Annotated in this window: 27 protein-coding genes; 16 read left to right on the top strand and 11 right to left on the bottom strand. The window is 72.2% G+C overall.

The annotated features are described in order from the left end of the window. Positions 1 to 101: 101 nt before the first annotated feature. A complete protein-coding gene (locus tag ACWCQ1_RS13015; protein WP_451026468.1) occupies positions 102 to 1,289 on the bottom strand; it encodes a flavin-containing monooxygenase in 1,188 nt (395 codons plus the stop codon). Between the two features lie 206 nt (positions 1,290 to 1,495). Here ACWCQ1_RS13015 and ACWCQ1_RS13010 point away from each other — a divergent pair, with 206 nt between their 5' ends. The 5 genes from ACWCQ1_RS13010 to ACWCQ1_RS12990 are packed head-to-tail and all read left to right on the top strand — an operon-like array spanning position 1,496 to position 4,168. Continuing rightward, positions 1,496 to 1,885, top strand: a complete 390-nt coding sequence (locus ACWCQ1_RS13010) for a Zn-ribbon domain-containing OB-fold protein (RefSeq protein WP_358592496.1) — start codon at positions 1,496 to 1,498, stop codon at positions 1,883 to 1,885. 23 nt (positions 1,886 to 1,908) lie between these two features. Continuing rightward, a complete protein-coding gene (locus ACWCQ1_RS13005; protein ID WP_451026467.1) occupies positions 1,909 to 2,514 on the top strand; it encodes a GNAT family N-acetyltransferase in 606 nt (201 codons plus the stop codon). Between the two features lie 49 nt (positions 2,515 to 2,563). Further along, complete coding sequence (locus ACWCQ1_RS13000; protein ID WP_133049570.1) at positions 2,564 to 2,839, top strand: type II toxin-antitoxin system Phd/YefM family antitoxin; 276 nt, start codon at positions 2,564 to 2,566, stop codon at positions 2,837 to 2,839. Next, the gene (locus tag ACWCQ1_RS12995; protein WP_358592501.1) at positions 2,832 to 3,236 is read left to right on the top strand and encodes a type II toxin-antitoxin system VapC family toxin; all 405 of its coding nucleotides are present in this window, start codon (positions 2,832 to 2,834) and stop codon (positions 3,234 to 3,236) included. Before ACWCQ1_RS13000 ends, ACWCQ1_RS12995 begins: the two co-directional genes overlap by 8 nt. A 56-nt stretch (positions 3,237 to 3,292) precedes the next feature. Then, complete coding sequence (locus tag ACWCQ1_RS12990) at positions 3,293 to 4,168, top strand: GNAT family N-acetyltransferase (RefSeq protein ID WP_451026466.1); 876 nt, start codon at positions 3,293 to 3,295, stop codon at positions 4,166 to 4,168. 31 nt (positions 4,169 to 4,199) lie between these two features. Here ACWCQ1_RS12990 and ACWCQ1_RS12985 read toward each other — a convergent pair whose 3' ends face one another. The 3 genes from ACWCQ1_RS12985 to ACWCQ1_RS12975 all read right to left on the bottom strand — a co-directional run bounded on the left by ACWCQ1_RS12985 (position 4,200) and on the right by ACWCQ1_RS12975 (position 6,561). Next, a complete protein-coding gene (locus ACWCQ1_RS12985; protein WP_133049567.1) occupies positions 4,200 to 4,865 on the bottom strand; it encodes a pyridoxine/pyridoxamine 5'-phosphate oxidase in 666 nt (221 codons plus the stop codon). Between the two features lie 3 nt (positions 4,866 to 4,868). Then, positions 4,869 to 5,297: a pyridoxamine 5'-phosphate oxidase family protein gene (locus tag ACWCQ1_RS12980; RefSeq protein ID WP_133049566.1), complete on the bottom strand. Its 429-nt coding sequence runs from the start codon at positions 5,295 to 5,297 to the stop codon at positions 4,869 to 4,871. 91 nt (positions 5,298 to 5,388) lie between these two features. Then, positions 5,389 to 6,561 carry a thiolase C-terminal domain-containing protein gene (locus ACWCQ1_RS12975; RefSeq protein ID WP_358592506.1) on the bottom strand — a complete coding sequence of 391 codons (1,173 nt, stop codon included), beginning with the start codon at positions 6,559 to 6,561 and terminating at the stop codon, positions 5,389 to 5,391. Between the two features lie 76 nt (positions 6,562 to 6,637). On the opposite strand from ACWCQ1_RS12975, the gene ACWCQ1_RS12970 reads away from it, so the two are divergent. Then, on the top strand, positions 6,638 to 7,822 hold the full coding sequence (locus tag ACWCQ1_RS12970; protein ID WP_451026465.1) for an acyl-CoA dehydrogenase family protein: 1,185 nt from the start codon (positions 6,638 to 6,640) through the stop codon (positions 7,820 to 7,822). Next, entirely contained in the window at positions 7,819 to 8,295 is a 477-nt protein-coding gene (locus ACWCQ1_RS12965; protein ID WP_358592510.1) for a nitroreductase/quinone reductase family protein, read from the top strand. Before ACWCQ1_RS12970 ends, ACWCQ1_RS12965 begins: the two co-directional genes overlap by 4 nt. Here the strand turns inward: ACWCQ1_RS12965 and ACWCQ1_RS12960 are convergent. Together ACWCQ1_RS12960 and ACWCQ1_RS12955 are read right to left on the bottom strand one after the other, a co-directional pair. After that, positions 8,289 to 8,576 (bottom strand): hypothetical protein, encoded by a 288-nt coding sequence (locus ACWCQ1_RS12960; RefSeq protein WP_451026464.1) that lies wholly within the window; start codon positions 8,574 to 8,576, stop codon positions 8,289 to 8,291. The two genes, ACWCQ1_RS12965 and ACWCQ1_RS12960, sit on opposite strands and share 7 nt — an antisense overlap. Before the next feature lie 184 nt (positions 8,577 to 8,760). Continuing rightward, positions 8,761 to 9,408, bottom strand: coding sequence for a TetR family transcriptional regulator (locus tag ACWCQ1_RS12955; RefSeq protein ID WP_165955184.1), 648 nt, complete (start codon positions 9,406 to 9,408; stop codon positions 8,761 to 8,763). Between the two features lie 123 nt (positions 9,409 to 9,531). On the opposite strand from ACWCQ1_RS12955, the gene ACWCQ1_RS12950 reads away from it, so the two are divergent. Further along, entirely contained in the window at positions 9,532 to 10,263 is a 732-nt protein-coding gene (locus ACWCQ1_RS12950) for a VOC family protein (RefSeq protein WP_133049562.1), read from the top strand. Positions 10,264 to 10,445: 182 nt separating this feature from the next. Continuing rightward, positions 10,446 to 12,791, top strand: coding sequence for an outer membrane protein assembly factor BamB family protein (locus ACWCQ1_RS12945; RefSeq protein ID WP_451026463.1), 2,346 nt, complete (start codon positions 10,446 to 10,448; stop codon positions 12,789 to 12,791). Positions 12,792 to 12,905: 114 nt separating this feature from the next. On the opposite strand, the gene ACWCQ1_RS12940 is transcribed toward ACWCQ1_RS12945, so the two are convergent. Genes ACWCQ1_RS12940 through ACWCQ1_RS12930 form a run of 3 tightly spaced genes read right to left on the bottom strand, consistent with a single transcriptional unit; the run spans position 12,906 to position 15,251 of the window. Beyond that, entirely contained in the window at positions 12,906 to 13,688 is a 783-nt protein-coding gene (locus tag ACWCQ1_RS12940) for an enoyl-CoA hydratase/isomerase family protein (RefSeq protein ID WP_358592514.1), read from the bottom strand. Then, the gene (locus ACWCQ1_RS12935; protein WP_358592516.1) at positions 13,685 to 14,101 is read right to left on the bottom strand and encodes a Zn-ribbon domain-containing OB-fold protein; all 417 of its coding nucleotides are present in this window, start codon (positions 14,099 to 14,101) and stop codon (positions 13,685 to 13,687) included. Before ACWCQ1_RS12935 ends, ACWCQ1_RS12940 begins: the two co-directional genes overlap by 4 nt. A 1-nt stretch (position 14,102) precedes the next feature. Next, positions 14,103 to 15,251 carry a lipid-transfer protein gene (locus ACWCQ1_RS12930; RefSeq protein WP_133049558.1) on the bottom strand — a complete coding sequence of 383 codons (1,149 nt, stop codon included), beginning with the start codon at positions 15,249 to 15,251 and terminating at the stop codon, positions 14,103 to 14,105. A 92-nt stretch (positions 15,252 to 15,343) separates the two neighbouring features. Between ACWCQ1_RS12930 and ACWCQ1_RS12925 the strand changes: the two genes are divergently transcribed. Genes ACWCQ1_RS12925 through ACWCQ1_RS12915 form a run of 3 tightly spaced genes read left to right on the top strand, consistent with a single transcriptional unit; the run spans position 15,344 to position 17,555 of the window. Beyond that, positions 15,344 to 16,936, top strand: coding sequence for a FadD3 family acyl-CoA ligase (locus ACWCQ1_RS12925; RefSeq protein WP_358592518.1), 1,593 nt, complete (start codon positions 15,344 to 15,346; stop codon positions 16,934 to 16,936). A gap of 32 nt (positions 16,937 to 16,968) precedes the next feature. Beyond that, on the top strand, positions 16,969 to 17,187 hold the full coding sequence (locus ACWCQ1_RS12920; RefSeq protein ID WP_208781740.1) for a hypothetical protein: 219 nt from the start codon (positions 16,969 to 16,971) through the stop codon (positions 17,185 to 17,187). Beyond that, positions 17,184 to 17,555: a fic family toxin-antitoxin system, toxin component gene (locus ACWCQ1_RS12915; RefSeq protein ID WP_358592520.1), complete on the top strand. Its 372-nt coding sequence runs from the start codon at positions 17,184 to 17,186 to the stop codon at positions 17,553 to 17,555. Before ACWCQ1_RS12920 ends, ACWCQ1_RS12915 begins: the two co-directional genes overlap by 4 nt. A gap of 72 nt (positions 17,556 to 17,627) precedes the next feature. On the opposite strand, the gene ACWCQ1_RS12910 is transcribed toward ACWCQ1_RS12915, so the two are convergent. Then, positions 17,628 to 17,798: a hypothetical protein gene (locus ACWCQ1_RS12910; RefSeq protein WP_165955182.1), complete on the bottom strand. Its 171-nt coding sequence runs from the start codon at positions 17,796 to 17,798 to the stop codon at positions 17,628 to 17,630. Between the two features lie 338 nt (positions 17,799 to 18,136). Beyond that, complete coding sequence (locus ACWCQ1_RS12905) at positions 18,137 to 21,088, bottom strand: BTAD domain-containing putative transcriptional regulator (protein WP_451026462.1); 2,952 nt, start codon at positions 21,086 to 21,088, stop codon at positions 18,137 to 18,139. Between the two features lie 191 nt (positions 21,089 to 21,279). Here ACWCQ1_RS12905 and ACWCQ1_RS12900 point away from each other — a divergent pair, with 191 nt between their 5' ends. The 4 genes from ACWCQ1_RS12900 (at position 21,280) to ACWCQ1_RS12885 (ending at position 25,414) form a co-directional block, all read left to right on the top strand. Beyond that, positions 21,280 to 22,506 (top strand): amidohydrolase family protein, encoded by a 1,227-nt coding sequence (locus ACWCQ1_RS12900; protein ID WP_451026461.1) that lies wholly within the window; start codon positions 21,280 to 21,282, stop codon positions 22,504 to 22,506. Next, a complete protein-coding gene (locus tag ACWCQ1_RS12895) occupies positions 22,503 to 23,426 on the top strand; it encodes an LLM class F420-dependent oxidoreductase (RefSeq protein WP_358592527.1) in 924 nt (307 codons plus the stop codon). Before ACWCQ1_RS12900 ends, ACWCQ1_RS12895 begins: the two co-directional genes overlap by 4 nt. An 11-nt stretch (positions 23,427 to 23,437) precedes the next feature. Continuing rightward, positions 23,438 to 24,208 (top strand): SDR family NAD(P)-dependent oxidoreductase, encoded by a 771-nt coding sequence (locus ACWCQ1_RS12890; protein WP_358592529.1) that lies wholly within the window; start codon positions 23,438 to 23,440, stop codon positions 24,206 to 24,208. Positions 24,209 to 24,295: 87 nt separating this feature from the next. After that, positions 24,296 to 25,414 carry an LLM class flavin-dependent oxidoreductase gene (locus ACWCQ1_RS12885; RefSeq protein WP_133049551.1) on the top strand — a complete coding sequence of 373 codons (1,119 nt, stop codon included), beginning with the start codon at positions 24,296 to 24,298 and terminating at the stop codon, positions 25,412 to 25,414. Positions 25,415 to 25,513: the final 99 nt, after the last annotated feature.

The following is a 25,513-nucleotide window of genomic DNA, read 5'->3' as shown; positions in this document are numbered from 1 at the left end:
GCCCCTGGAGACGGCACGCTTCAACGCTTCCGCCACATCTGACGCACGAGTAACGCGTATATGGATGAGGGAAGTTGAGGGTTGTGCAGGTCAGGAGGGCATCAGCCGGGCAGCCGGGACAACGAGTCCCCGCCGGCCCGCACGATCGCCTTCGCGATCTTCTCGGCGTCCATCGCCACCTCGCGCAGGGTGCCGCTGATGGGTGTGGTGAACCCGGTGAAGTGCAGGCCGGGCGCCTGCTGCGGGGCGCGGGCGCCGTGCGCCACCGGTCTGCCCCGCTCGTCCAGTACGCCGAGGTGACCGACCAGGTCCTCCAGCGCGCGGACGTACCCCGTGGCGGCGACCACGGCCTCCGGGGAGACGAGGGTGCCGTCGGCGAGGACCACCTTGCCGCCCTCGAAGCCGTCGACGGCGGCCACGACCTCGACCTTCCCCTTGCGCACGGCGTCGATCAGACCGACGTCCTGCACGGGGATGGCGCCCTCCTTGGCGCGGCTGTAGAGCCCGGTGTCCGGGCGGGGCAGCCCCTGCGCGGACAGGTCCGGCACGCTGAGCCTCGCCATCGGCCGGGCCAGCCGGTCCACGAGCCCGACCGGCAGCCGCCGCACCAGGACGCCCGTGTACTGGGCGGCCCAGCCCGCGGTGGAGCGGCGGACGATGTGCGGGGTCGTGCGCACGGACAGCCGCACCCGCGAGGCGCCGCCCTCGACCAGGTCCACGGCGATCTCCGCGCCGGTGTTGCCGACGCCCACCACCAGGACGTCCCGGCCGGCGTACGGCTCGGGGTTGCGGTAGTCGCCGGCGTGCACGAAGTCGCCGGTGTACTGGCCGAGTCCGGGCCACTCGGGCACGTACGGCGTGTGGTTGTACCCGGTCGCCACGACCACGGCGGCGCCGGTCAGCTCGCGGCCGCCGGTGGCGTGCAGCAGCCAGCCCGTGCCGTCGGGGGTGGGCTCGACCCGGGACACCTCGACACCGGTGACGATCTCCAGCTCGTGCACCTCGGCGTACTTCTCCAGGTAGCGCACGACGTCGTCCCGGGCGACCCAGCGGCCGAAACGGCGCGGTATCGGCAGTCCGGGAAGGGCGGACAGCCGGCGGGTGGTGTGCAGGTGCAGCCGGTCGTAGTGGCGCCGCCAGGCCGCGCCCACCTGGTCCGACTTCTCCAGCACCACCGCACGGATCCCCTTGGCCCGCAGCGCGTACGCGACGGAGAGCCCCGCGGGTCCACCGCCGACGACGTAGACGGGACGGTCCGAAGGGCTCGGGGAGGGTGTGGAGTCGGCCATGAGCGCGAGCGTAATCACGCACCAGCTTGATGGGTCTCGGTCAAGACCGGAATTGGTTGCGGATTGATCACGCCTGTAGGAGGAGTGGGTGGGGCTTGTGGCGTAGGACACCTGGTTGTGGTCGTACGGCGATCGGCCCGGCCCCCGGCCGGCAACCGTGCGATCCCGGGTTCCGGGATCGCCACACCTGACGTACCGTCAGATACATGACGCGTCACGATCTCCCGGAGGCCGACGCCTTCACGCGGACGTACTGGGACGCGGCGGCCGAGGGGCGGCTGCTGGTCCGGCGGTGCGGGGCGTGCGGGCGGGCGCACCACTACCCGCGGGAGTTCTGCCCGCACTGCTGGAGCGAGGACGTGACCTGGGAGCCGGCGAGCGGCCGGGCCGCGCTCTACACCTGGTCCGTGGTCCACCGCAACGACCTGCCGCCCTTCGGTGAGCGCACCCCGTACGTCGCCGCCGTCGTCGACCTCGCGGAGGGGCCGCGGATGATGACGGAGGTCGTGGAGTGCGCGGCGGAGCGGCTGCGGGCCGGGATGGAGCTGGAGGCCGTGTTCCGGGAGGGGGTGCCGGTATTCCGGCCGCGTGGCTGAGGCGGGCGCGTTTGAATGGGCGCATGACCGGCATACACGAACCCACCCTCGCCCTCGAATCCATCGAAGTGCTCGGACAGGGACTGCGCCTGCGCCCGTGGGACGCGGACTCCGACGCCGACGTCGAGACCTTCTTCCGGGGCTGCGCGGACCCGGAGTTCCTGCGCTGGAACACACCGCTCACGCCGGTCGCCGACCTCGCCGTCGCCCGCGCCTCGATCGCAGCGAGGACGGAGGACGCGCGGACGGGGACGGGAGTGGCGTTCTGCGTCGAGGACGCGGGAGACGGTACGAGGCTGGGCCACATCAGCGTCAACGACATCCACACCCTCCTCAGCCACGCCCGCATCGGCTACTGGGTCCTCCCCGAGGCCCGCGGCCGGGGCGTCGCCACCCGCGCCCTCGCCCTCGCCGCGCACTGGGCCCACACCGACCTCCGGCTGCACCGCCTGGAACTGGGCCACGCCGTCGGCCACGAGATCTCCTGCAAGGTCGCCGAACGCTGCGGCTTCCGCTACGAGGGCACCATGCGCGGCCAGATGTTCGAAGCAGACCGCCAGGACGCCTTCCGAGACGCCCACCTGCACGCCCGCCTGGCCACGGATCCGGAGCCGTGGTTGGAGGTCTGAGCATTTCGGTGTGCGTAGCACACTGGGACACGCTGGGCTACATTTGAGTATGAAGACCATCACGCAGCGCGAACTCCGGAACAACTCCGCCGCTGTCATGGACGCGGTGGAGGCCGGCGAGACCTACCACATCACTCGGAACGGCATAGAGGTCGCCGAATTGCGTCCACTGGCACGGCGGCGCAGGCTGACCGCCGAAGAGCTGGTGGCGCGGCACCGGTTGCTTCCTCGCGTGGACCATGCGGAGATGCGCGCGGAGGTGGACGAGTTCTTCGGGGACGAGGAAAGGGCGGACGCCGACCCGTGGGAGCGCGAGCGTGGCTGATCGTCCGTCCCGCGGGGTCCTCGACACGTGCGCCTACATCGATCTGGGTCTGCTCGGTCCGGAGAGCCTTCCCACGATTCCCGAACTGACGGCGGTGACGTTCGCCGAACTGCAGCAGGGTGTGGCGATGGCCAGGGATCCGGCCTCTCGGGCAGCTCGAATGGAGAAGCTGGGAGCTGCGGTTGCTGATTTCGACCCTCTGCCCTTCGACGGTGAGGCGGCGGCACGGTACGGAACGTTGGTCGCGCTGACCATCGCGGCCGACAGGGATCCCCGCCCACACCGTATGGACCTGATGATCGCAGCCATCGCCTCGGCGAGAGGGCTGCCGCTCTACACGCGGAACGCGCGGGACTTCAAGGGGCTGGAGGCGTCAGTGCTCATCGTCGCCGTGTGAGCGCGACGCCCCGTAATTCGGAGGCGTCCCAGGGGGAGCGCGCGGCAGCATGAGGTATGGGATCCGATGACTGGTACCGCATCGACGACCTGGGCGTCTTCCTCTCCCGTGCCGGGGACTTCCTGCGCTCCCGGCCCGCCCCGCACACCCTTGCGCTGACCGTGACCGAGCAGCTGCGGACCCGGGGGACGGGGGTCTACGGGGACGAGGCGCCGTACTTCGGAGTGCTGGAGCGGCAGGGGACGGTCCGGGCGGCGTACTTCCGTACGCCTCCTCACCGCCTCAACGTCACCTCCCTCACCCCCGAGGAGGCCGGCACCCTCGCCGCCCACCTGGCCGCCGACGGCCGTCCGCTGCCCGGCGTCTCCGGCGAGCGGGCCTCCGTCGCCGAGCTGGCGCGGGCCTGGGAGCGGCGCACGGGCGCGAGGGCGGCGGTGCGTCAGCGCCAGCGGCTGTACCGGCTCGACGCCCTGACCGCGCCGGGCCCGGTGCCGAAGGGCCGGGCGCGGGTCGCGGGGGAGGCGGACCGGGAGGAACTGGTGCGCTGGTACGGCGAGTTCACGGCGGCAGTCGGCGAGGGCGCCGGGCAGCGCGCTGAGGGCTGGGCCGACGCGCGCATCTCCTACGGCGGCGTCACGTTCTGGGAGGACGCCGACGGCACCCCGCTCTCCATGGCCGGCGCCACCCCGATGGTCGCCGGGCAGGTGCGGGTGGCGCCCGTCTACACACCGGCGGACCTGCGCGGCCGGGGCTACGCGGGCGCGGTCACCGCCGAGGTCAGCCGGGCGGCGCGTGCGTCGGGCGCCGACGAGGTCCTGCTCTTCACGGACCTGGCCAACCCGACCAGCAACGCCCTTTACCAGCGCATCGGTTACCGGCCGGTGGCCGATTTCGACCTGTACGACTTCGACGGGCACGACGTCACGGCCTGAGGGCGTGGTGTCGCGCGCTGAGGACGTGGTGTCACGGCCAGAGCAGCTCGCGCTTCCAACCCGCGTCCTCCCGGCGGTAGTTCAGCCGTACATGCCGGCGTTGTCCGTCGCCCTGGAAGAACTCCGCCTCTTCGGGGCGCAGTCGGTACAGCGTCCAGGTCGGTACGGGTGCGTCCGGTTCCCGCTGGGCCCGTTCCCAGGCGGCCTGGGAGACCTGCGCCAACTCCTCGAGGGAGCCCAGGACCTCGCTCTGCCGGCCGGTGAGCGCGGCGGCGAGGGCGCCGGTGGAGCGGGCGTGCAGATCGCCCTGGGACGCGGCGGCCGGCGCGGCGGTGACGGTCCCGCGCAGCCGCACCTGGCGGCCGAGGGCGGCCCAGTAGAAGCAGAGGGCCGCCTGCGGGCGCTGTGCCAGCTGCCGGCCCTTGCGGCTGCTCGCATGCGTCGCGAAGGTCCAGCCCCCGGCGTCCGCGCCGTGCAGCATCACGATCCGTACGTCGGGCCGCCCGTCCGCGTCGGCCGTCGCGAGGGACATGGTGTGCGGCTCGCGCTGCCCGGCCGCGACCGCCTCCGCGAACCACGCGGTGAACAGGTCGAGCGGGTCGGCGGGGGCGGCCGCGGGGTCGAAGGGGCGCAGTTCGGTGACCGCCGGGTCCCACACCCGCAGCGACCTCAGCATCTCGTGAAGATCCGTTCCCATGCCTCAGACGGTACCGAGGTCCGAGGACAGCCACCGTTCGGGCCGCATCCGCAGGAACACCTGCTCGCCGTGGTTCTTCCAGGCGAAGTCGACGTACTCGTCCACCTTCTCGGCCGGCAGATACCGCGCGCTCATCTCCCGCAGCCGCTCGATCGTGCCGGGCGCGGTCTCGATCACCGGGCCCTCCACCGACACGTACCTGATGGTGGGCTCCAGCCGGTCGATCATCAGGGAGAACCGGCCCGCGGCCTGGATCAGCTCGTTCTTGCGGGAGGTGAGCCCGGTCAGGATCCACACGGTCCCGTCGGCTTCGTCGTACTGGTACCAGATCGGCAGCGTGAGCGGCGCGCGTCCCTCGCCCGCGTCCACCGCGAGGGCGGCGATGTGGGGCTCGGCCAGGAACTGTGCGCGCTCTTCACGGGTCAGGGCCATACGGGTCTCCTCCGGTGACTGGGCGGTACGCTGCGGGCCGGGAAGGGGCTCCCGTTGCAGCGTACGACCGCGGTCGCGAAGTGACCGCGGTTCACTCCCGCCCGAGCACCACCGTCCCGGAGGAGCAGAACCACCCGCCGGTCCCGGACGCCACCCCCAGCCGCGGCAACCCACCGTCTCTCGCGCGCACTTGCCGGGCGCCCGCCTCCCCGCGCAGCTGCCGTACCGCCTCCACCAGCAGGAACAGCCCTCGCATCCCGGGGTGTTGGGCCGACAGCCCGCCCCCGTCCGTGTTCACCGGCAGCTCCCCGCCCTCGACCCGCAGCCGCCCCTTCTCCACGAACGCCCCGCCCTCGCCCTTCCCGCAGAACCCGAGGTCCTCCAGGGTCACCAGCGTCATGTACGTGAACGCGTCGTAGATCTGCGCGAAGTCCATCTCCGCCGGCCGCACCCCGGCCCGTTCGAAGGCCAGCCGCCCGCTCACCGCGGCCGGGGACACCGTGAAGTCCGGCCACTCGGACATCGCCGCGTGCGAGACGTGCTCCCCGGTGCCGAGCACCCAGACGGGGGCGGTACGGCAGTCCCGTACGTACTCCTCGGCGGCCAGCAGCACCGCCGCGCCGCCGTCGGAGCGGATGCAGCAGTGCAGCTTGGTGAACGGGTCGGCGATCATCGGACCGGACAGGACGTCGTCCACCGTGACCGGGTCGCGGAACATCGCGTCCGGGTTCAGGGCGGCGTTCGCCCGTGCCTGCACCGCCACCTCCGCCAACTGCTCGATGGTCGTGCCGTGTTCGATCATGTGACGGCGGGCCGCCATCGCGTACTTGGCGATCAGGGTGTGGCCGTAGGGCACCTCGAACTGCAGCGGGCCGCGCGCGCCGAAGGAGAGGTCGCCGGTGCGCCGGCCGGCCCTGATGTCGGCGCGGGCCGTGGAGCCGTAGACCAGGAGCACCGCGTTCGCGTGGCCGGCCGCTATCGCGTCCGCCGCGTGGGCGGCCATGACCTCCCAGGTGGAGCCGCCGACCGAGGTGGAGTCGACCCAGGTGGGGCGCAGGCCGAGGTACTCGGCGACCTCGACGGGGGCGAGCGTGCCGAGACCGGCCGAGGCGAAGCCGTCGACGGCCTCGCGGCCGAGGCCCGCGTCCGCGAGGGCGCGGCGGGCCGCCTGCGCGTGCAGGGCGTACGGGGTCGCGTCGTCGACGCGGCCGCAGTCGGAGAGGGACACCCCGACCACGGCCACTTTCCGGCTCCCGCGCGTCATGAGAGGCCACCTTCCCCTGGGCATATCGTTCCCGGACTCCTAATATGACGGCCCGTCAGATCCGGAGGGAAGAGCCATGGACGCCCGCTTCACCGCCGAACAGGACGAGATCCGCCGTACCCTGCGCGAACTGCTCACCAAGCGCTGCGGCCCGCGGGAGCTGCGGGCCGCCCTCGACACCCCCGAAGGGCACGACCCCGTCCTGTGGACCGCGCTCGCCGACCAGCTCGGCCTGCCGGGGCTCGCCCTGCCCGAGGCGTACGGCGGTGTCGGCTGTTCGGCGACCGAGCTTGCCCTGGCCTGCGAGGAGACGGGACGGGCCCTGGCCCCCTCGCCGCTGCTCGCCACCGCCGTCCTCGCCGTGCCGCTGATCCTCGCCCTGGGTTCGGACGCCCAGCGCGCCTCGCTGCTGCCCCGTCTGGCCTCCGGCGCCCTCACCGCCGCCCTCGCCGTGCCCGGCACCGCCCTCGCCACCGCCCTCGCCCTGACCGGCGACAACGGCGGGGAGTGGGCCGGCGGCGGACGGGCCGGGGGAGTGCAGGCCAGACGGGCGGGTGAGGGGTGGCGGCTGTACGGGCAGGCCGAACAGGTGCTCGACGGGCACAGCGCGGGGGTGCTGCTCGTCGCCGCGCACACCGGGGGGTACGCCCGCTCCCGGACGCTGCTCTTCCTGGTGCCGGGGGAGGCGCAGGGGGTGGTGCGGGTGCGGCAGACCGCGCTGGACGGCACCCGGCCGCAGGCTCGCGTCCAGCTGCGGGAGGTCGAGGCCGAGTTGCTGGGGGAGGAAGGCGCCGACGTACTGGGCGCCCTCGCCGCGCTCGGGGACACCGTCGCCGCCGTGCTGGCCTGCGAGGCCGTCGGGGCCGCGGACCGGGCGCTGGAGCTGACGGTGGAGTACGTCGGACAGCGGGAGCAGTTCGGGCGGGCGATCGGCTCCTTCCAGGCGGTCAAGCACCGGCTGGCGGACGTGTACGTGCAGGTGCAGGCGGCGCGGTCGGCGGCCTACTACGCGGCCTGGGCGACCGCGAAGGGGGAGCGGGCCGGCGGGCTGGCGCTCGCGCAGGCCCTGGAGGCCCTGCGGGTGGCGTCCGCCGAGGGTATCCAGCTGCACGGGGGCATCGGTTTCACCTGGGAACACCAGGCGCATCTGTACTTCAAGCGCGCATCGGGCGACGAACTGCTCTTCGGGCCGGTGCATCGGTTGCGGGCGCGTGCCGCACAGACGGCGCGGCTCTTCGAGGGCCGGGAGGTGGCGGTGTGATCGGCGAACGTGTCGTGCAGCGGGTGTCGTCGACGCGGGGTTTCGCGAAGGTCGCCCCGCATGTGATTCCGGCGCTTGACCGCGCCGTCCACCGGCTCACCCGGGGGAAGGTGCTGCTGAGCGCGCAGATGCTGCCGGGGGTGATCCTGACGTCGACCGGGGCGAGGAGCGGGCAGCGGCGCCGTACGCCGCTCGCGTGCATGCCGGAGGAGGGCGGCCGCAGCTGGCTTCTGATCGGCTCGAACTTCGGCCGCACGGACCACCCGGCCTGGACCCACAACCTGCTCGCCCACCCGGACGCCGAGGTCAGCTGGAAGGGCGCGGACATCCCCGTCCGGGCCCATCTGCTGGAGGGCGAGGAGCGGACGGCGGCCTGGAAGACACTGCTGGCCTTCTGGCCGCCGTACGCCACCTACCAGGCGCGGGTCGAGAGGGAGATCCGGGTCTTTCGGATCACCCGTCGTGATCAGTGATTCGAGACCTGGGTGCAGGCCACGTCGTACTGGGAGACCGAGGTCGGGTTCTTGGAGTTCTGGGGCTGGGAACCGGCGTACTTGCCACCGGCGACACCACCCGGGTCCTCGTTGAACGCGGAACCGGGGGCGCTCGATGCGTGGCCGGGGCTCGCGGGCTCGGCCTGGCAGGACTGGTTGGGCTGACCCGTCGCGAAGGCGGGCCCGGCGGCGATCCCCGCGACGCCGGTGACCAGGGCGACCGAGGCCACGACGACGACCGCTCGCTTGAGGAGATTCATGATCACGTCCCCTTTCGCGGAGTACCTCCCTGTATGTACGTAATCCGGCCGGGCGATGTTCACCGGGTACGAGCTCAGGAGCCGGGCGGCGCCCGGACAGCGGAGCAGGCGGTGGTTCACGGGAGTTTTCCGTGAACCACCGCCTGCCAGACAGGACTTGGGGGGCCTGGTAAGGGGGTGCGGGTTACTTCGTCGGTTTCCTGCCCGTCACGCCCAGGTGCACCAACAGCGCGAGGTTCGGCTTGAGTTCGGCCTGTTTGACGCCCCAGGTCTGGAAGCCCTTCTGGTGCGAGGCCACCGCCGCGAGCATCGCGACCAGCGAACCGGCGACCGCGGCCGGGTTCACGTCCTTGTCGACCCTGCCCTTGGACTGCAACTCGGCGACGGAGTCCGCCAGGGAGTTGTTGACCGAGTTCAGGATCTTCATGCGGATCTTGTAGAAGCGTTTGTCGCCCTCGGCGGCCCCGAGATCGACCACGCGCAGGATCGCGTCGTTCTTCCGCCAGAACTCCAGGAACCCGTCCACGAGTTCCTGCGCGGTCTGCCAGCCGGCCTTGCCGACCCATGAACGGCCCTCGAGCAGCGCGGTCAACTGCCCGCCCTCGGTGGCCATTTGCTCGGCGATCTCCAGGACGGCGCCCTCGACGTCCGGGAAGTACTGGTAGAAGGTGGCGGGCGAAGTGCCCGCCTTCCGGGCGACATCGATGACTTTGACGTCCCGGTACGGGGAGGAGCTGAGCATCTCGCTGAGGCAGTCGAGCAGCTTCTGCCGGGTCGCCTGCCCACGCCGACCCGCCACACGGCCGTCGACGGTACGCACTTGTCCTGTCATGCCGTCAGCTTACCGAGGGGTGATCGGAGCGCGATTCGGCCGACTGCAAATGGGGTGCATGGGGGTGCGGGGACAGGTGTGCCTGGTCCTGCGGGGTGCGCGAGGCGCCGTTAGTTTGGCGGTATGGCCGAAAACAGGGCATCCGCGTACGGAGAGGGCGTCCCCTGCTGGGTGGACGCGCAGCTTCCCGACGTCGAGGCGGGCAAGCGGTTCTACGGTGAGCTCTTCGGGTGGGACTTCGAGGACGCGTACGGGGGATCCGTCTGGGCGCGCAAGGACGGCGAGCCGGTCGCCGCGCTCGCCCGCAAGACGGACGGGCGGCTGCCCACCGTGTGGACCGTCTACTTCGCCACCCCGGACGCGGAGTCCCTGGCCGACCGGGTCTGGGCGGCCGGCGGACAGGTCGTCACCGCGCCCGTTCCGCTCGGCGACCTGGGGACGACCGCACTGGTCACCGACACCGAGGGAGCCGTTTTCGGCCTGTGGGAGCCCGGCTCCCACCCCGGCTTCGGCAAGCGGCACGAGCCGGGCACCTTCGGCTGGGCCGAGCTGTACGCCCGTGACACCGAGGCCGCCAACACCTTCTACGGCGAGCTCTTCCACGACGCCCTGTTCGGACCGGACGCCAGGCCCGACTTCGGCCGCGCGCCGGTCTCCGAGGTCTTTCCGGCCGAGATGCCGCCCCATTTCCTCGTCCACTTCGCCGTCGAGGACTGCGAGGCGGTCCTCGGGACGGTGAGCCGGCTCGATGGCCGTATTCAGGCACCACCATTCGAGACGTCGTACGGAAAGGTGGCGGTCGTCACAGACAATCAAGGGGCGTCGTTCGCCGTACTGGAGCGGCCCGAGCCCTGAGTCATGCGGTGAAACGCCCCGGTTTGCGGGGAGACACCCCGATTCGGGCCCGGGTTCGCAACCGGTGCTCCGGCCAGGAAGAATCGGGGTGCGTGCCGCCATGGCGGTGCGGTGGTGAGACGCTGCACTTCGGTCGCGTACATATGTGGGTGGCGCGGCTTGTACGGGGAGGTGGCAGGCAAGTGGTGGATCAGCTGACGCAGCACGATCCGCGGCGGATCGGGCCGTTCGAGGTGCTGGGACGGCTGGGTGCCGGCGGCATGGGGCTGGTCTATCTCGCGCGCTCGGCGTCCGGCCGGCGCGTGGCGATCAAGACGGTCCGGACCGAACTGGCCGAGGACCAGCTCTTCCGCGTCCGTTTCACCCGCGAGGTGGAGGCGGCCCGGGCCGTCTCCGGCTTCTACACGGCGGCCGTCGTCGACGCCGACCCGCGTGCGGCGGTGCCGTGGCTGGCCACCGCGTACGTGCCCGCGCCCTCGCTCGAGGAGATAGTGAACGAGTGCGGGCCGCTCCCGGCCCAGGCCGTGCGCTGGCTCGCGGCGGGCGTGGCGGAGGCGCTGCAGTCGATCCACGGCGCCGGGCTGGTCCACCGCGACCTCAAGCCCTCGAACGTGCTCGTGGTCGAGGACGGCCCCCGGGTGATCGACTTCGGTATCGCCTCCGGCGTCTCGAACACCCGTCTGACCATGACGAACGTGGCCGTCGGCACCCCCGCCTACATGTCCCCCGAGCAGGCCAAGGACTCGCGGTCGGTCACGGGCGCGAGCGACGTCTTCTCGCTCGGCTCGATGCTGGTCTTCGCCGCCACCGGCCACCCGCCCTTCCACGGCGCCAACCCGGTCGAGACGGTCTTCATGCTGCTCCGGGAGGGCCCGGACCTGGAGGGCCTGCCGGACGAGCTGCGCCCGCTGATCGAGTCCTGCATGCAGATGGAGGCCACGGCCCGCCCCAACCCGGCCGACCTCCAGGCCAACCTGGCCCCCCACCTCTTCGGCTCCGGCTCCGACGACAGCGGTACGGCCTCGGCGTGGCTGCCCGAGCGGGCGGTGAGCCTGATCGAGGCGCGCCGCAACGGCCGTCCGGCGGCCAAGCCCGGCCAGCAGGGCGGCGCCCGCAGCGGAGGGGGCCGCCCGCCCCTGCCGCCCCCGCCCTCGCACGACCCCGTGATGCCCACGGCGCCCCCGGTGCCCGTCGGGGCCCCCGACACCGGCCCGGTCCGCCTCGCCGGCGCCCAGGTGCCCATCGGCCCCGGCCCCCGGGTCGCCGACGTGCGCGCCGCCGCCGTGAAGGCGCCCCCGCCGGAGGCCGCCCTGGCCGCCTCCTGGGCCAAGCCCCGCCCCGGCGTCAACGGCGCAGACCCTGCCATGCCGGCGCCCCCCGCGCCCGCGCCGGAGGCCGCCGGCTGGCGCCCGTGGCGCTTCCGCATGTCCAACGACGTGTGGGGCACCCCCTCCGTCTTCGGCGACCTCGTCTACGTGACCTCCTTCGAGGTGCACGCCCTGGACGTGGCCACCGGGCGGCGGCGCTTCAAGACCCGGGACGTGGCCTGGTCCATGGCGGTCGCCGACGGCCGTATCCACGCCTCCGACGGGCCCACGCTGTTCGCCCTGGACTGCCGTGAGGGCGCCGACCTGTGGCGGCTGAACACCGACTCCTGGGTGTACTCCCTGCACGCCGACCGGGGCACGGTCGTCACCGGCACCCGCGGCGGCGGCGTCCAGGCCTGGGAGGCCGCGAACGGGCGGAAGCTGTGGGAGCTCACCGGCGCCCAGACCGACTTCGAGTCGCCGGAGGCCGGGCCCGCCGTGCACGAGGGCACGGTGTACGTCTGGCAGGACGCCCGGCTGCGCGCCCTGGACGCCCGTACGGGTGACGAGCGCTGGTCCTACCCGATCGGCGACGCCGCCTCCTGCGGCGGTGTGCCGATCCGGCTGACGCACGCCCCGGACGGCTACGTCTACGTCTCCGCCGGCACCCGGGTGCTGGCCCTCGACGTCGCCGGCGGCCACGTCAGGTGGCACTTCGAGGCACCGGCGGTGTTCCTCTCCCCGCCCACCTTCGCGCCGGGCCCGGCCGTCACCGGCGGCGGCATCTACCTCGCCGACTACCTCGGCACGGTCTACGCCCTCGACGCCACCGACGGCCGCGACCGCTGGCGCATCGCCACCGAGTCCCGGGCGTCCGTCGACCCGGTCCTGGTGGCCGCGGGCCATGTCCACGTCGGCAGCGGCAAGGGTCTCTACACCCTGGACGCGGTCACGGGCACGCCCAAGTGGCGCTTCCAGGCGGGCGGCGACATCGTGGGGGCGCCGGCCGTGGCGGAGGGCCGTATCCACTTCGGCTCCACCGACCACCTCCTGTACACCCTGAAGGCCGACGACGGGCGGCTGCGCTGGAAGCTGGCGACCGGCGGCGAGATCACCGGGGCGCCGGTGGTCAGGGACGGGGTCGTGTACGCGTGCAGCAAGGACCGCTGCGTGTACGCCCTGGACGCCGAGAAGGGCACCGGCACCGCACGCACCACCTGAGACCGAGCGGGGGGACGGCCGTCGTACCAGCTGCACGGAAGGGTGTGGACGGCGGCCGTCCGTGCCGACGCTACGCCCGCTGAGCGGTGACCGCCATGCGGTGACCCGATCGGCTCAACGGGTCCGGTGGGTGCCGCCCCGCCGCGCGAACAGCTCCGCCTGGCGTTCGCCCGGCAGATTCCCGAGCGCGACCAGATGGGCGGCCTGCGCGAACCCGGCGGCCACGGCGCCCTCCCGGGCCGCCCACAGCGCCCGCACGGTGCCCTGGACGCCCTCCGGCGGATACCCGGCGATGACGGCCGCGCACTGAGTGGCCGCCGCCAACGCCCCGCCGGGCTCGGTGAGTTCGGAGACCAGGCCGATCTCATGGGCGCGCCTCGCCGAGATCCGTTCCGCCGTGCCCATCAGCATCATCCGCGCGACCTCCCCGTACGGCATCCGCTGGGCCAGCAGCACCGACTCGTAGGCGCTGACCATGCCGTAGGTGGTGTGCGGGTCGAAGAAGGCGGCCGTGGGGTCGGCGACGACGAAGTCCGCCTCGCCGAGCAGGTAGAAGGCGCCCCCGCAGGCCATGCCGCGTACGGCGGCGACGACCGGTTTCCACAGGTCGTTCGACTTGGGACCCACCCGCAGCAGCGGATCGTCCGCCATGAAGGGCGAGCCGGGCTGCGGGACGACGGCGTCGCGGTCCAGGCCGGTGCAGAAGGCCCGCTCGCCCGCCCCCGTGAGGACGACCGCGCGTACGGCGTCGTCGAACCGCAACTCCCTCCAGGTCTGCCGGAGTTCGTCGCGCATGGTCAGATCGATGGCGTTGAGGCGGTCGGGCCGGTCGAGGGTGACGGTCGCGACGCCGGTGTCCTTGTCGACGGCGACGGTGATGGCCCGGGTCGTCGTCATGGCCGCTCCAGGACCCACTGCGGCAGACCGTCGTCGGTGAAGACGACCTGCACCCTCGCCCCGATCCGGATGCGCTCCGGCGCCACCGAGTCCAGGCGCGCGCCGGCCTCGGCGACCACGTTGCCGACCAGCCGGATGCGCGGGGCGTCGGCGAGTTCGACGACGACCACGTTGTACGGGGCCTGCTCGGCGTAGTCGGGCAGGAGCGGCGGGTGCGGGAGGACGTAGGACCAGATGCGGCCGTGGCCCTCCATCCGGTGCCACTCGGCGGCGAAGGACTGGCAGTGCGGGCAGCAGGGCCGGGGCGGGAAGCGCGGCTCGCCGCAGTCGGCGCAGGCCTGGACGCGCAGTTCGCCCTGGCGGGCGTAGCCCCAGAAGGGGGCGCCGTCGGCGTCGGTGACGGGGGTCAGCATCTCAACTCCTCAGCAGCAGTGCGGACGTCGGGACTCCCTCACCGGCGGTGACCAGGCAGGTGGCGGCGTCCGGGACCTGGGCGGTGCTGGTGCCGCGCAGCTGCCGTACGCCCTCGTTGATGAGGTTGAAGCCGTGGACGTAGGCCTCGCTGAGCCCGCCGCCGCTCGTGTTGAGCGGGAGGCGCCCGCCGATCTCCAGGGCGCCCTGCTCGGTGAACGCCCCGCCCTCGCCGCGCCCGCAGAAGCCGTAGCCCTCCAGAGACAGCGGGATCAGCGCGGTGAACGCGTCGTAGATCTGGGCGACGTCGACGTCCTGCGGGGTGAAGTCGGCGTGTTTCCACAGGTGTCGGGCGGCGGCCCAGGCGGGGCCGGTGAGCGGGTCGTCGTTCCAGTAGTTGACCATGCCGTGGTGCTGGGCGGGCAGCCCCTGCGCGGCGGAGTGGACGTACACGGGGGTCTGCCGGCAGTCCCGGGCGCGTTCGGCGCTGACGACCACGCAGGCCAACGCCCCGTCCGTCTCCAGGCAGTTGTCGAAGAGGCACAGGGGCTCGCTGATCCAGCGGGCGGTCATGTACATCTCGCGGGTCAGGGGCCGTTCGTACATCACGGCGGCGGGATTCTGGTTCGCCCGGTTGCGGCAGGCGAGCGCGACGTTGAACAGATGGTCCCGGGTGGCGCCGTACTCGTGCATGTAGCGGCGGGTGAGCATGGCTATCTCGTCGGCGGGCCGGAGCAGGCCGAAGGGGCGGGTCCACTGGGCCGGGGTGGGCAGCTGGACGGTGGTGTTGGTCCAGGGGCGAGGGCCGGAGCCGCGCTTGCGGGAGCGCCAGGCGACCCCGACGGTCGCCTGGCCGGAGGCGATGGCCGCGGCGAGATGCGCGACGGTGGCGCACGAACCACCGCCCCCGTAGCCCACCTTGCTGAAGAAGGTCAGGTCCCCGAGGCCGACGGCCTTGGCCAGCTCCACCTCGTCCGTCTCCTCCATGGTGTACGAGGCGAGCGCGTCGACCTCGCCGGGCGCGATCCCGGCGTCGTCGAGGGCGGCGAGGACGGCACGGCAGGCGAGGGTTCTCTCGTCGTCCTCGAGATGCTTGGCGAACGGTGTCTGTCCTATGCCGACGATCGCGGTGGCGTCCTTGACTCCGCCCATGCTGGTGCACCTCCGCCTGCTGTCCCCTGAGCTGACAGGGCGTCAGGTTACAGCTAATCTGACGGTCAGTCAGCTACTGGTAGGGGGCTGTTGTGCGCGGTGACGTGGAGTGGGGGACGATCCCGGGCCTGGTCCGCTCGGCCGCCGAGCGGTACGCGGACGTCGAGGCGGTGGTGGACGGGCGGGTCCGGGTGTCGTACGCGGAGTTGGGCGCCCGCGTGGAGCGGGCGGCCGCCGCCTGCATGGCGAACGGGATCGCGGTCGGCGACCGGGTGGGGATCTGGGCGCCCAACTCCCTGGACTGGATGGTCGCCGCGCTGGGCGCGGTGTCGGCGGGCGCGGTGCTGGTGCCGCTGAACACCCGGTTCAAGGGCGGCGAGGCGGCGGACGTGCTGCGGCGCAGCGGGGCGCGGCTGCTGTTCGTGACCGGGACGTTCCTGGGCACGTCGTACGTGGCCTCGCTGCGCCGCGCGGCGGGAGAGGGGCCGGGGTCAGGCCCGCTGCCCGGACTCCCCGACCTGGAACAGGTCGTGGTGCTCTCGGAGGACGCCCCGGCCGACTTCCGCACCTGGAAGGACTTCCTGGCTAGCGGGGAGGGCGTGGGAGAGCCGGAGGTACGGGCACGCTCCGCGCTGCTGTCCCCGTCCATGCCCTCCGACATCATCTTCACGTCCGGGACGACGGGCCGCCCCAAGGGCGCGGTCATCACCCACGCGCAGACGCTGCGGGGCTACGAGATCTGGAGCGACCTCGCGGGGCTGGAGCGGGGCGACCGCTACCTCATCGTGAACCCCTTCTTCCACACCTTCGGCTACAAGGCGGGGGTGATCGCGTGCCTGATGCGGGGCGCGACGATGATCCCGCAGCCGGTGTTCAACGTGGACACGGCCCTCGCCAACATCGCGGCGGAACGCGTCTCGGTCCTGCCGGGCCCGCCGACCCTGCACCAGTCGCTCCTGGACCACCCCGCCCGGGACGCCCACGACCTGTCCGCCCTGCGGCTGGTGGTGACGGGCGCGGCGGTCGTGCCGCTGCGGCTGGTGGAGCGCCTGCGCGGCGAACTCGGCGTCGGCACCGTCCTGACCGCCTACGGTCTGTCCGAGGCGAGCGGCATCGTCACGATGTGCCGCCGGGGCGACGAGCCGACGGTGATCGCGTCGACGTCGGGTCGGGCGATACCAGGGACGGAGGTGCGGGTCGAGGCGCCGGTCGGGGAGCCCGGGGAGGTCCTGGTCCGGGGCTTCAACGTGATGCGCGGCTACTACGAGGACGAGGCCGCGACCGCGGAGGTCCTGACGGAGGACGGCTGGCTGCGCACCGGTGACGTCGGCGTGCTCGACCCGGCCGGCAACCTCCGTATCACCGACCGCATCAAGGACATGTTCATCGTCGGCGGCTTCAACGCGTACCCGGCGGAGATAGAGCAACTGCTCGGCCTGCACCCCGACGTGGCGGACGTGGCCGTCATCGGCGTCCCGGACCCGAGGCTGGGCGAGGTCGGCAAGGCGTACGTGGTCCGCCGCCCGGGGTCCGTCCTCACCGCCGACGACCTGATCGCCTGGGCCCGGCGCGAGATGGCGAACTACAAGGTGCCGAGGGCGGTGGAGTTCGTGGGGGAGCTGCCGCGGAACGCGAGCGGGAAGGTGGTGAAGGGGAAGTTGCGCAGGGCTGGTATCACCGGATAGCGCGGGTTGGTATCTGTTGATACCATCCCGGCATGGCCAAGACACAGATCAACATCCGCATGGACGACGAGACGGCGGAGATGGCCCGACAGGCCGCAGCCACGAGGCGGATACCCGTCAACGAGTATGTCGAGCAGCTCATCCGGGACGACAACGAGCACCTGCGCGCCGTGTTCATGGCCGCCGCGCAGGAAGTGCTCGACGAGTACGGCGATCTCATCGATGAGATCGAGGGGGAAACCGGGCTGTGAATCTCAACGTGGACCTCGCCTGGATCCTGGAGGTCGCGCAGCGGGCGGGTCAGGAGGACCCTGCCATCGACGACTACGGCGTTCCCGTGGCCGCGGTCGAGCGTCATCGGGCGGTGCTGGTCGGGCAGGAGGTCTACCAGGGGGTGCATGCGAAGGCGGCGGCCCTGGTGCATTCGCTGGGGCGTATGCGCTGGCTGGAGCGTTCGAACCTGCGGGTGGCCGTTGCCGTCGCTCATGCGTATCTGACCGCCGCCGGGGTCCCGGTCAAGCTCGATCAGCAGCGGGTTTCCGCGCTGACTCGGGAGCTCAAGCGGCAGGAGAGCACGGTGCGCAGTGTGGCGGCCGTCCTCAAGGAGTGGACCGTGTGACGACGGGAACGACTCGGCCGCGGCAGCTCCCCTCCGGGCTGCCGCGGCCGTTCCCCGTCGGGGTGGTGGTCGTCAGGCCTTCTCGTCGGTGACGTGGATGTTGTCCGGCTTGACCGTGCCCGAGTCCTTCGCGGTGGCCGCCGTGAGCGGCTCGTCCGTGACGTGGATGTTGGCCGGGGTCACCTCGGCGCCGGCCGGCTCGTCGGTGACGTGGATGTTGTCGGTGGTGTTCTCGTCGCTCATCTGGTGCTCCCCTGAAAAAGGCTCGTGCGGTGGATGGACGAGATCCGCCCGGCAGCTCCCCCGAGGGCCGCCGGACGGATCCTGAGGCCGGTTCACCTTAGGCCTGTCCGGCATTCCCGTCTGCCGCGCGGTGCCTGGCACGCTCGCTCGCCGCGTTGCCGAACCGCCCACGTGGCGCCTCCCCCGTGACACCGCGCGGCCCGCCCTCCGGGCGGACGACGGGAATTGCCGGACAGGCCCTGAAGGCCCGCCCCCGTGCCGTTCCGTCTGCCCCCCGACGCGACGGCCCGGCACGAGCAAGACTGCACGAGGGCGATAAACGAACGATGAACGCCCGCTCAGGCGACCGACGCCGGCGTCAGCAGGGCCCGGACCTCGTCCGCCTCCGGCGCCCCCAGCGCCTCGAAGATCTCCAGCGCCTCCCGCCAGCACACCTGCGCCCGGTCCAGCTGACCGACCCCGTTGAGGGCGCGCCCCAGCACCGTCAGGACGTTGCCCCGCCGCCACTCCCCGCCGATGCCCCGCAGCAGCGTCAGCGCGGTCTCCGCGTCCGCCGCCGCCTGCGCGGGCCGCCGGGCCGCGAGGTCCAGCTCGGCGAGCCGGAAGAGGGTCATCCCCTCCCACAGCCGCTGCCTGCTCTCCCGGAACACCTCCAGCGCCAGCTGCAGGCACCGGGTCGCCTCCGCCAGCTTCCCGCTCCGGGTCAGCGCGAGCCCCAGCGCGTACCGCCCGTTGGCCCCCTTCAGCGCGTGGCCCATGCCGTCGTACATCGCGGTGCCCTGCCGGGCCAGCGCCACGGCCTCGTCCGTGCGGCCGGTGGCCAGATAGGTCCGCGAGAGGTTGCACAGGGCGCTAGCCTCGCCCGAACGGTCGCCCACCGAGCGGAAATCCTCGATCGCCCGCCTGAAGTACCGCTCGCCGTCGTCGTGCCGGCTCTGGTACAACGCGATCGCGCCGAGGATGTTGTACGACCAGCAGCCGGCCAGCGGATCACCGGTCCCGCCCCCGGTCAGCTCCCGGGCCCGGCCGGCCTCCTCGTCGGCCAGGTCGAACCGGCCGGTGATGCTGTGCGCGTAGGCCAGCGAGATCAGCGCCCGGGCCTCCGCGCGCGGGTCCCCGGCCTCCCGCGCCGCCTCGCGCAGCGCCGACGCGACCGCCTCGTACTCCTTGGAGTTGGTCCCCGACTCGGCCAGGTCGACCGCCGCCCACAGCACGTCGACGGCGTGCCCGATCATCCCCGGGTGCGCGGACTGCCGTACACAGGCCAGCAGGGAGACCGCCTCCGCGTACAGCCAGTCCTGCGCCGCGTGCCGGTCGGAGAAGGTCAGCCCCGGGTACTCCGGTGTCGCGAGGTGGTCGACCAGGCGGTCCCCGGGCCGTTCGATGAGATAGACCCCGCCGACGGTGGCCAGGTAGAAGTCCAGCAGCCGCGACAGCGCCGCCGCCCGCTCGCTCGGCGGCCACTCGTCCCGCTCGGCGCACGCACGCGCGTAGAGCCGTACGAGATCGTGGTACCGGTAGCGGCCGGGCGCCGCCGACTCCAGCAGCGAAGTGTCGACCAGGGACTCCAGAAGGTCCTCGGTCTCCTCGACCGGGAGGTCCAGCACCGCCGCCGCCGCGGCGAGCGAGATGTCCGGGCCGTCCGCGAGGCCCAGCAGCCTAAACGCCCGCTGCTGGGCCGGCTCGAGCTGGCCGTAGCCCAGCTCGAAGGTGGCCTTGACCGCGAGGTCGCCGGCCTGCAGCTCGTCCAGGCGCCGGCGCTCGTCGCCCAGCTTGGCGGCCAGTACCGAGACGGTCCAGGTGCGGCGGGCCGCCAGCCGGGAGGCCGCGATCCGGATCGCCAGCGGCAGGAACCCGCACGCGGCCACCACGTCCAGCGCGGCCTCGCGCTCCGCGGCCACCCGCTCCGCGCCGACGATCTTCGTGAAGAGCGCCAGCGCCTCCTCGGGGGACATCACGTCCAGGTCGACGAGATGGGCGCCGGCGAGGTCGACCATCCGCACCCGGGAGGTCACCAGGGCCGCGCAGCCCTCGGTGCCCGGCAGCAGCGGCCGCACCTGCGCGGCGTCCCGGGCGTTGTCCAGCAGGACCAGCACCCGGCGCCCGTCCAGCACCGACCGGTACAGCGCCGCGCGCTCGTCCAGGGAGTCCGGGATCGCCGAGTCCGCCGTGCCGAGCGCGCGCAGGAAGGATCCGAGGACCGTCTCCGGTTCGGCCGACCGGGGGCCGGCGCCCTGCAGGTCGACGTACAGCTGTCCGTCCGGGAAGGCGGCCCGCGCCTGGTGGGCCACGTGCACGGCGAGGGTCGTCTTGCCGACACCTCCGATGCCGGCCAGCGCCGAGACCGCCATCACGCGGCCCTCCGCCGAGGCCAGCACCTCGCCGAGCTCCGTCACGAAGGCCGCACGGCCGGTGAAGTCCGGGACGGTGGCCGGGAGTTGGGCGGGGCGTACGGGGACGGCGGCGGGCTCGGCCTGCGGGGCGGAGGGCTCCGCGAGCCCCGGGTCCGCCCGCAGGATCCGCTGCTGGAGTTCGCTGAGGCCCGGGCGGGGGTCGACGCCCAGTTCCTCGGCGAGCAGCCGGCGGGTGTCGGCGTACACGGCGAGCGCCTCCGCCTGCCGTCCGCTGCGGTACAGGGCGAGCATCAGCAGCTCCCGCGGGCGCTCCCGGAGCGGATGCGCCGCCGTCAGCGCCGTCAGCTCGGAGACCGCCTCCGCGTGGCAGCCCTGCTCCAGGTCCATGTCCAGCCGGGATTCCAGCAGTTGCAGCCGCCACTCCTCCAGGCGCACGCGCTGCGCCTCGGCGTACGGCCCCGGCACCCCCGCCAGCGTCTCCCCGTCCCACAGGGCGAGCGCCCGGCTCAGCACCTCGCGCGCGTGGCACAGATCCCCGGCGGCCCGCGCCTTCTCCGCCTCGGCCGCCAGGTCCTGGGCGACGGCCAGGTCCAGCGCGCCCTCGCCGAGCCCGCGCACCGCGTACCCGCCCGACTCGCTGACCAGGACCCCCGCATCCAGCACCTTGCGCAGCCGGGAGGCGTACGTGCGCAGCGCCGCCAGCGCCTGGGAGGGCGGCTCCTCGCCCCACAGGGCGTCGATCAGCTCGGCGGCGGTGGCCGTACGGCCCTCGCGCAGCAGCAGGGCGGCCAGCAGGGCGCGCTGTTGCGGTGAGCCGGTGTTCAGGGCCTCGTCGCCGCGCCGGGCACGCACCGGGCCGAGCACGCCGAAGCGCAGTGCCGTCGGCTCAGCCGGGCCGGGGCGCCTCTGCTCCGGCACCCGCGGTACATCGTCCATCGCCGTGTCCCCCTAGACCCCTGTGAGCAACCCCGTCAGTTTGCCTTGTTCCCGGCGGATGCGTCAGCTGTGGAGAGCTCCGTCACAGCCCGGCACGCGGGATCTCACCAAGCCCTCACCTCTTCTCCCCACCCGGCGACCTCCGGCACAGGGAGCTGACGGGTCGTCAGATCGGCGCTACCGTGAGCGCCATGGACTCCGAACTGACGCTCCCTCAGATCATCTCCGTCGACGACCACACCGTGGAACCGCCGGACGTCTGGCAGGACCGGCTCCCGAAGAAGTACCTGGACGTCGGCCCCCGCATCGTGCGCGCCCCGCTGAAGGAGATCAGCTTCCTCGGCGGCCGCTTCAAGCCCGTGATGGGCGCCCCCGGCGACGACGGCCCGATCGGCGACTGGTGGCTGTACGAGGACCTCCAGCGCCCGCTGACCCGCCTGGACACCGCCGTCGGCTACAGCAGGGACGAGATCAAGCTCGAGGTCATCACGTACGAGCAGATGCGCCCGGGGTCGTACGACGTCCCCCAGCGGCTGGCCGACATGGACGTCAACCACGTCCAGTCCGCCGTCTGCTTCCCGACCTTCCCGCGTTTTTGCGGCCAGACCTTCACCGAGGCCGCGGACCACGAGCTGGGGCTGCTGTGCGTGCGCGCGTACAACGACTGGATGGTGGAGGAGTGGTGCGGGCCCAAGGCCCGGGGCCGCCTCATACCGCTGACCCTCATCCCCCTCTGGGACGCCGAGCTCGCCGCCGCCGAGGTCCGCCGCAACGCGGCCCGCGGGGTCCGCGCGGTCGCCTTCTCCGAGATACCCCCGCACCTCGGACTGCCCTCCGTCCACTCCGACGACTGGGACCCCTTCCTCGCCGCCTGCGACGAGACCGGCACGGTCGTCGCCATGCACATCGGCTCCAGCAGCCGTATGCCCTCCACCTCCAAGGACGCCCCGCCGGCCGTCGGTTCGACGATCACCTTCGCCAACTGCTGCTTCTCGATGGTCGACTGGCTGATGAGCGGCAAGTTCGAGCGCTTCCCGAACCTCAAGGTCATGTACGCCGAGGGCCAGATCGGCTGGATCCCGTACATCCTGGAGCGCGCGGACGTGGTCTGGGAGGAGAACCGCGGCTGGGGCGGGGTCGCCGACAAGGTGCACCGGCCGCCGTCCGAGCTGTTCGCCGAGCACGTCTACGGCTGCTTCTTCGACGACGCCTTCGGCCTCAAGAACCTCGACTCGATCGGCCTCGGCAACGTCCTGTACGAGACCGACTACCCGCACTCCGACTCCACCTGGCCCAAGTCCCGCGAGGTCGGCGAGGCGCAGATGGGCCACCTGGACCCGGACGTGGTGGAGCGGATCGTCCGAGGCAACGCCATCGACCTGCTGGGGCTGACCCCCGAAGGGCTCTGGCGGCCATGAGCGCCCTGGCGTACGGGATCCAACTGCCCGTCCAGTCCCAGAGCACGATCTACGCCGAGCCCTGGGAGGCCACGGCCGGCCCCGCCGATCTGATCGCCATCGCCCGCGCGGCCGAGCGGGCGGGCTTCGCCTACATCGCGAGCTGCGACCACGTGGCCATCCCGCGCCGTCTCGCCTCCGCGATGAGCACGGTCTGGTACGACCCCGTCGCCACCCTCGCCTTCCTGGCGGGCGCGACGGAACGCGTCCGCCTGCTCAGCCATGTGGCGATCGTGGGCCTGCGGCACCCCCTCCTGACCGCCAAGCAGTACGCCACGCTCGACCACCTCGGCGGGGGGCGCCTGATCCTCGGGGTCGGGGCCGGGCACGTCCCGGAGGAGTTCGCGGCGCTGGGCGTCGACTTCGAGCACCGCGGGGCCGTGCTCGACGAGTCGATCGACGCCCTGCGCGCGGCCCTCGGCCCCGAGGAGTTCCCCGAACACCACGGCAAGCTCTACGACTTCGAGGGACTGGGGCAGAAGCCCCGGCCGGCGCAGGAGCACGTGCCGATCTGGGTCGGCGGATCGTCCCCCGCCGCCGTCCGCAGGGCCGCGCTCAAGGGCGACGGCTGGCTCCCGCAGGGCGACCCGCGTGACCGCCTCCCCGAGCAGATCGCCCGGCTGCGGCGACTGCGCGAAGAGGCGGGAATCGCGGGTGCGTTGACCATCGGAGCCATCACCGAGCCCCTGTACGTCGGCGCGCCCGCCTGGGAAGTCGGCCGCCGCACCCTGACCGGCCCCCCGGACGCTCTCGCCGAGTCCCTGCGCGCCTACCGCGCGATGGGCGTGCACCAGATCCAGGTCCGGTTCCGCTGCCGGAGCCGCACCGAACTCACCGACCAGATGGCGGCCTTCGGCGCCGACGTGGCCCCACACCTCTAGGGAGTTACCGCATGGGCAAGCTGGACGGACGTGTCGTCGTCGTCACCGGGGCGGCGCGGGGACAGGGGGAGCAGGAGGCCCGGCTGTTCCGGGCGGAGGGCGCGGAGGTGGTCGTCGCCGACGTCCTCGACGAGCAGGGCGAGGCGCTGGCACGGGAGATCGGCGCCCGGTACGTCCACCTCGACGTGGGCGAGGAGGCGGACTGGCGGGCGGCGGCCCGGACCGCCAAGGAGACGTACGGCCGGGTGGACGGGCTGGTCAACAACGCCGGCATCCTGCGCTTCAACTCCCTGGTCGACACGCCGCTGGAGGAGTTCATGCAGGTCGTGCGGGTCAACCAGGTCGGCTGCTTCCTGGGGATCAAGAACATGGCGCCGGTCATGGAGGACGGCGGCACGATCGTCAACACCGCCTCCTACACGGCCGTGACGGGCATGGCGGCCGTCGGCACGTACGCCGCCACCAAGCACGCCATCCTCGGCCTCACCCGCGTCGCCGCCCTGGAACTCGCCGACCGCCGCATCCGCGTCAACGCGATGTGCCCCGGCGCGATCGACACCGCGATGTCGAATCCGGCCCAGCTGGACCCGGAGGCGGACGCGGAGGAGACGAGCCGGGCCCTGGACGAGCTGTACCGCAAGCTCGTGCCCCTCGGGCGGATCGGGAAGCCGGACGAGGTGGCGCGGCTGGCGCTGTTCCTGACGTCGGACGACTCCTCGTACATCACGGGTCAGCCCTTCGTCATCGACGGCGGCTGGCTGGCGGGGGTCAGCATCATCTGACGAGCCGTCAACTATTGACCTTTCTGACGGTACGTCAGAAAGTCGTAGGACTCAGCAGACTCACCTGACTTGGGACGGTGAACCGCCGTGGAATTCGGCCTCTTTGTACAGGGATACGTGGGTAAACGCGCCGAGACCGATCCGCTCGCCGAGCACAAGGCGCTGATGGAGGAGACCGAGTACGTCATCCAGGCGGACAAGTCGGGCTTCAAGTACGCGTGGGCGTCGGAACACCACTTCCTGGAGGAGTACTCGCACCTCTCCGCCAACGACGTGTTCCTGGGCTACCTGGCGCACGCGACGGAACGCATCCATCTGGGATCCGGCATCTTCAACCCGCTGGCGCAGGTCAACCACCCGGTGAAGGTGGCCGAGAAGGTCGCCATGATGGACCACCTCAGCGAGGGCCGCTTCGAGTTCGGGTCCGGCCGCGGGGCCGGCTCGCACGAGATCCTCGGGTTCATCCCCGGGGTGACCGACATGAACTACACCAAGGAGATCTGGGAAGAGACCATCGCCGAGTTCCCCAAGATGTGGCTGCAGGACGAGTACGTCGGCTTCCAGGGCAAGTTCTGGCAGCTGCCGCCGCGCAAGGTCCTGCCGAAGCCGTACGGCAAGTCCCACCCGGCGATGTGGTACGCGGCCGGGTCGCCGCCGTCGTACGCGATGGCCGCGAAGAAGGGGCTCGGGGTGCTGGGGTTCAGCATCCAGAAGGTGTCCGACATGGAGTGGGTGCTGGAGCAGTACAAGACGGCGATCGTGAACGCGGAGCCGGTCGGGGACTTCGTCAACGACAACGTGATGGTGACGACGACGGCGATCTGCGCGCCGACGCACGCGGAGGCGATCGACATCGCGGTGCACGGGGGGCTGCACTATCTGCCCTCGCTGGTGTTCCGGTACCACGACACGTTCCCCCGTCCCGAAGGATTCCCGGTGTGGCCGGAGACGCTGCCGGAGTACACGCCGGAGTTCGTGGAGCTGCTGATCGAGGAGGAGCTGCTGATCTGCGGCGACCCGGACGAGGTGCTCACGCAGTGCAAGCGGTGGGAGCAGGCGGGGGCGGACCAGTTGAGCTTCGGGCTGCCGGTGGGGGTGCCGAAGGAGGAGACGTTGCAGACGATTCGGTTGATCGGGGAGCACGTGATTCCGAAGATCGACACGGATCCTGTTCATCGGACGACGCGGTTCCGGGGGGCTGTCTGAGGTTGTACGGCGGCTGCGGGTGTGTGGGGGCTGGTCGCGCTCGCGCGGCGGAGCCGCAAATCGATACAGCCCCGCGCCCCTTTAGGTCGGACATGTCCC

This window comes from Streptomyces sp. NPDC002144, from assembly GCF_053593695.1.
Note: the sequence above shows the minus strand (reverse complement) of the source record. Positions and strands in the feature narration are given on the sequence as shown.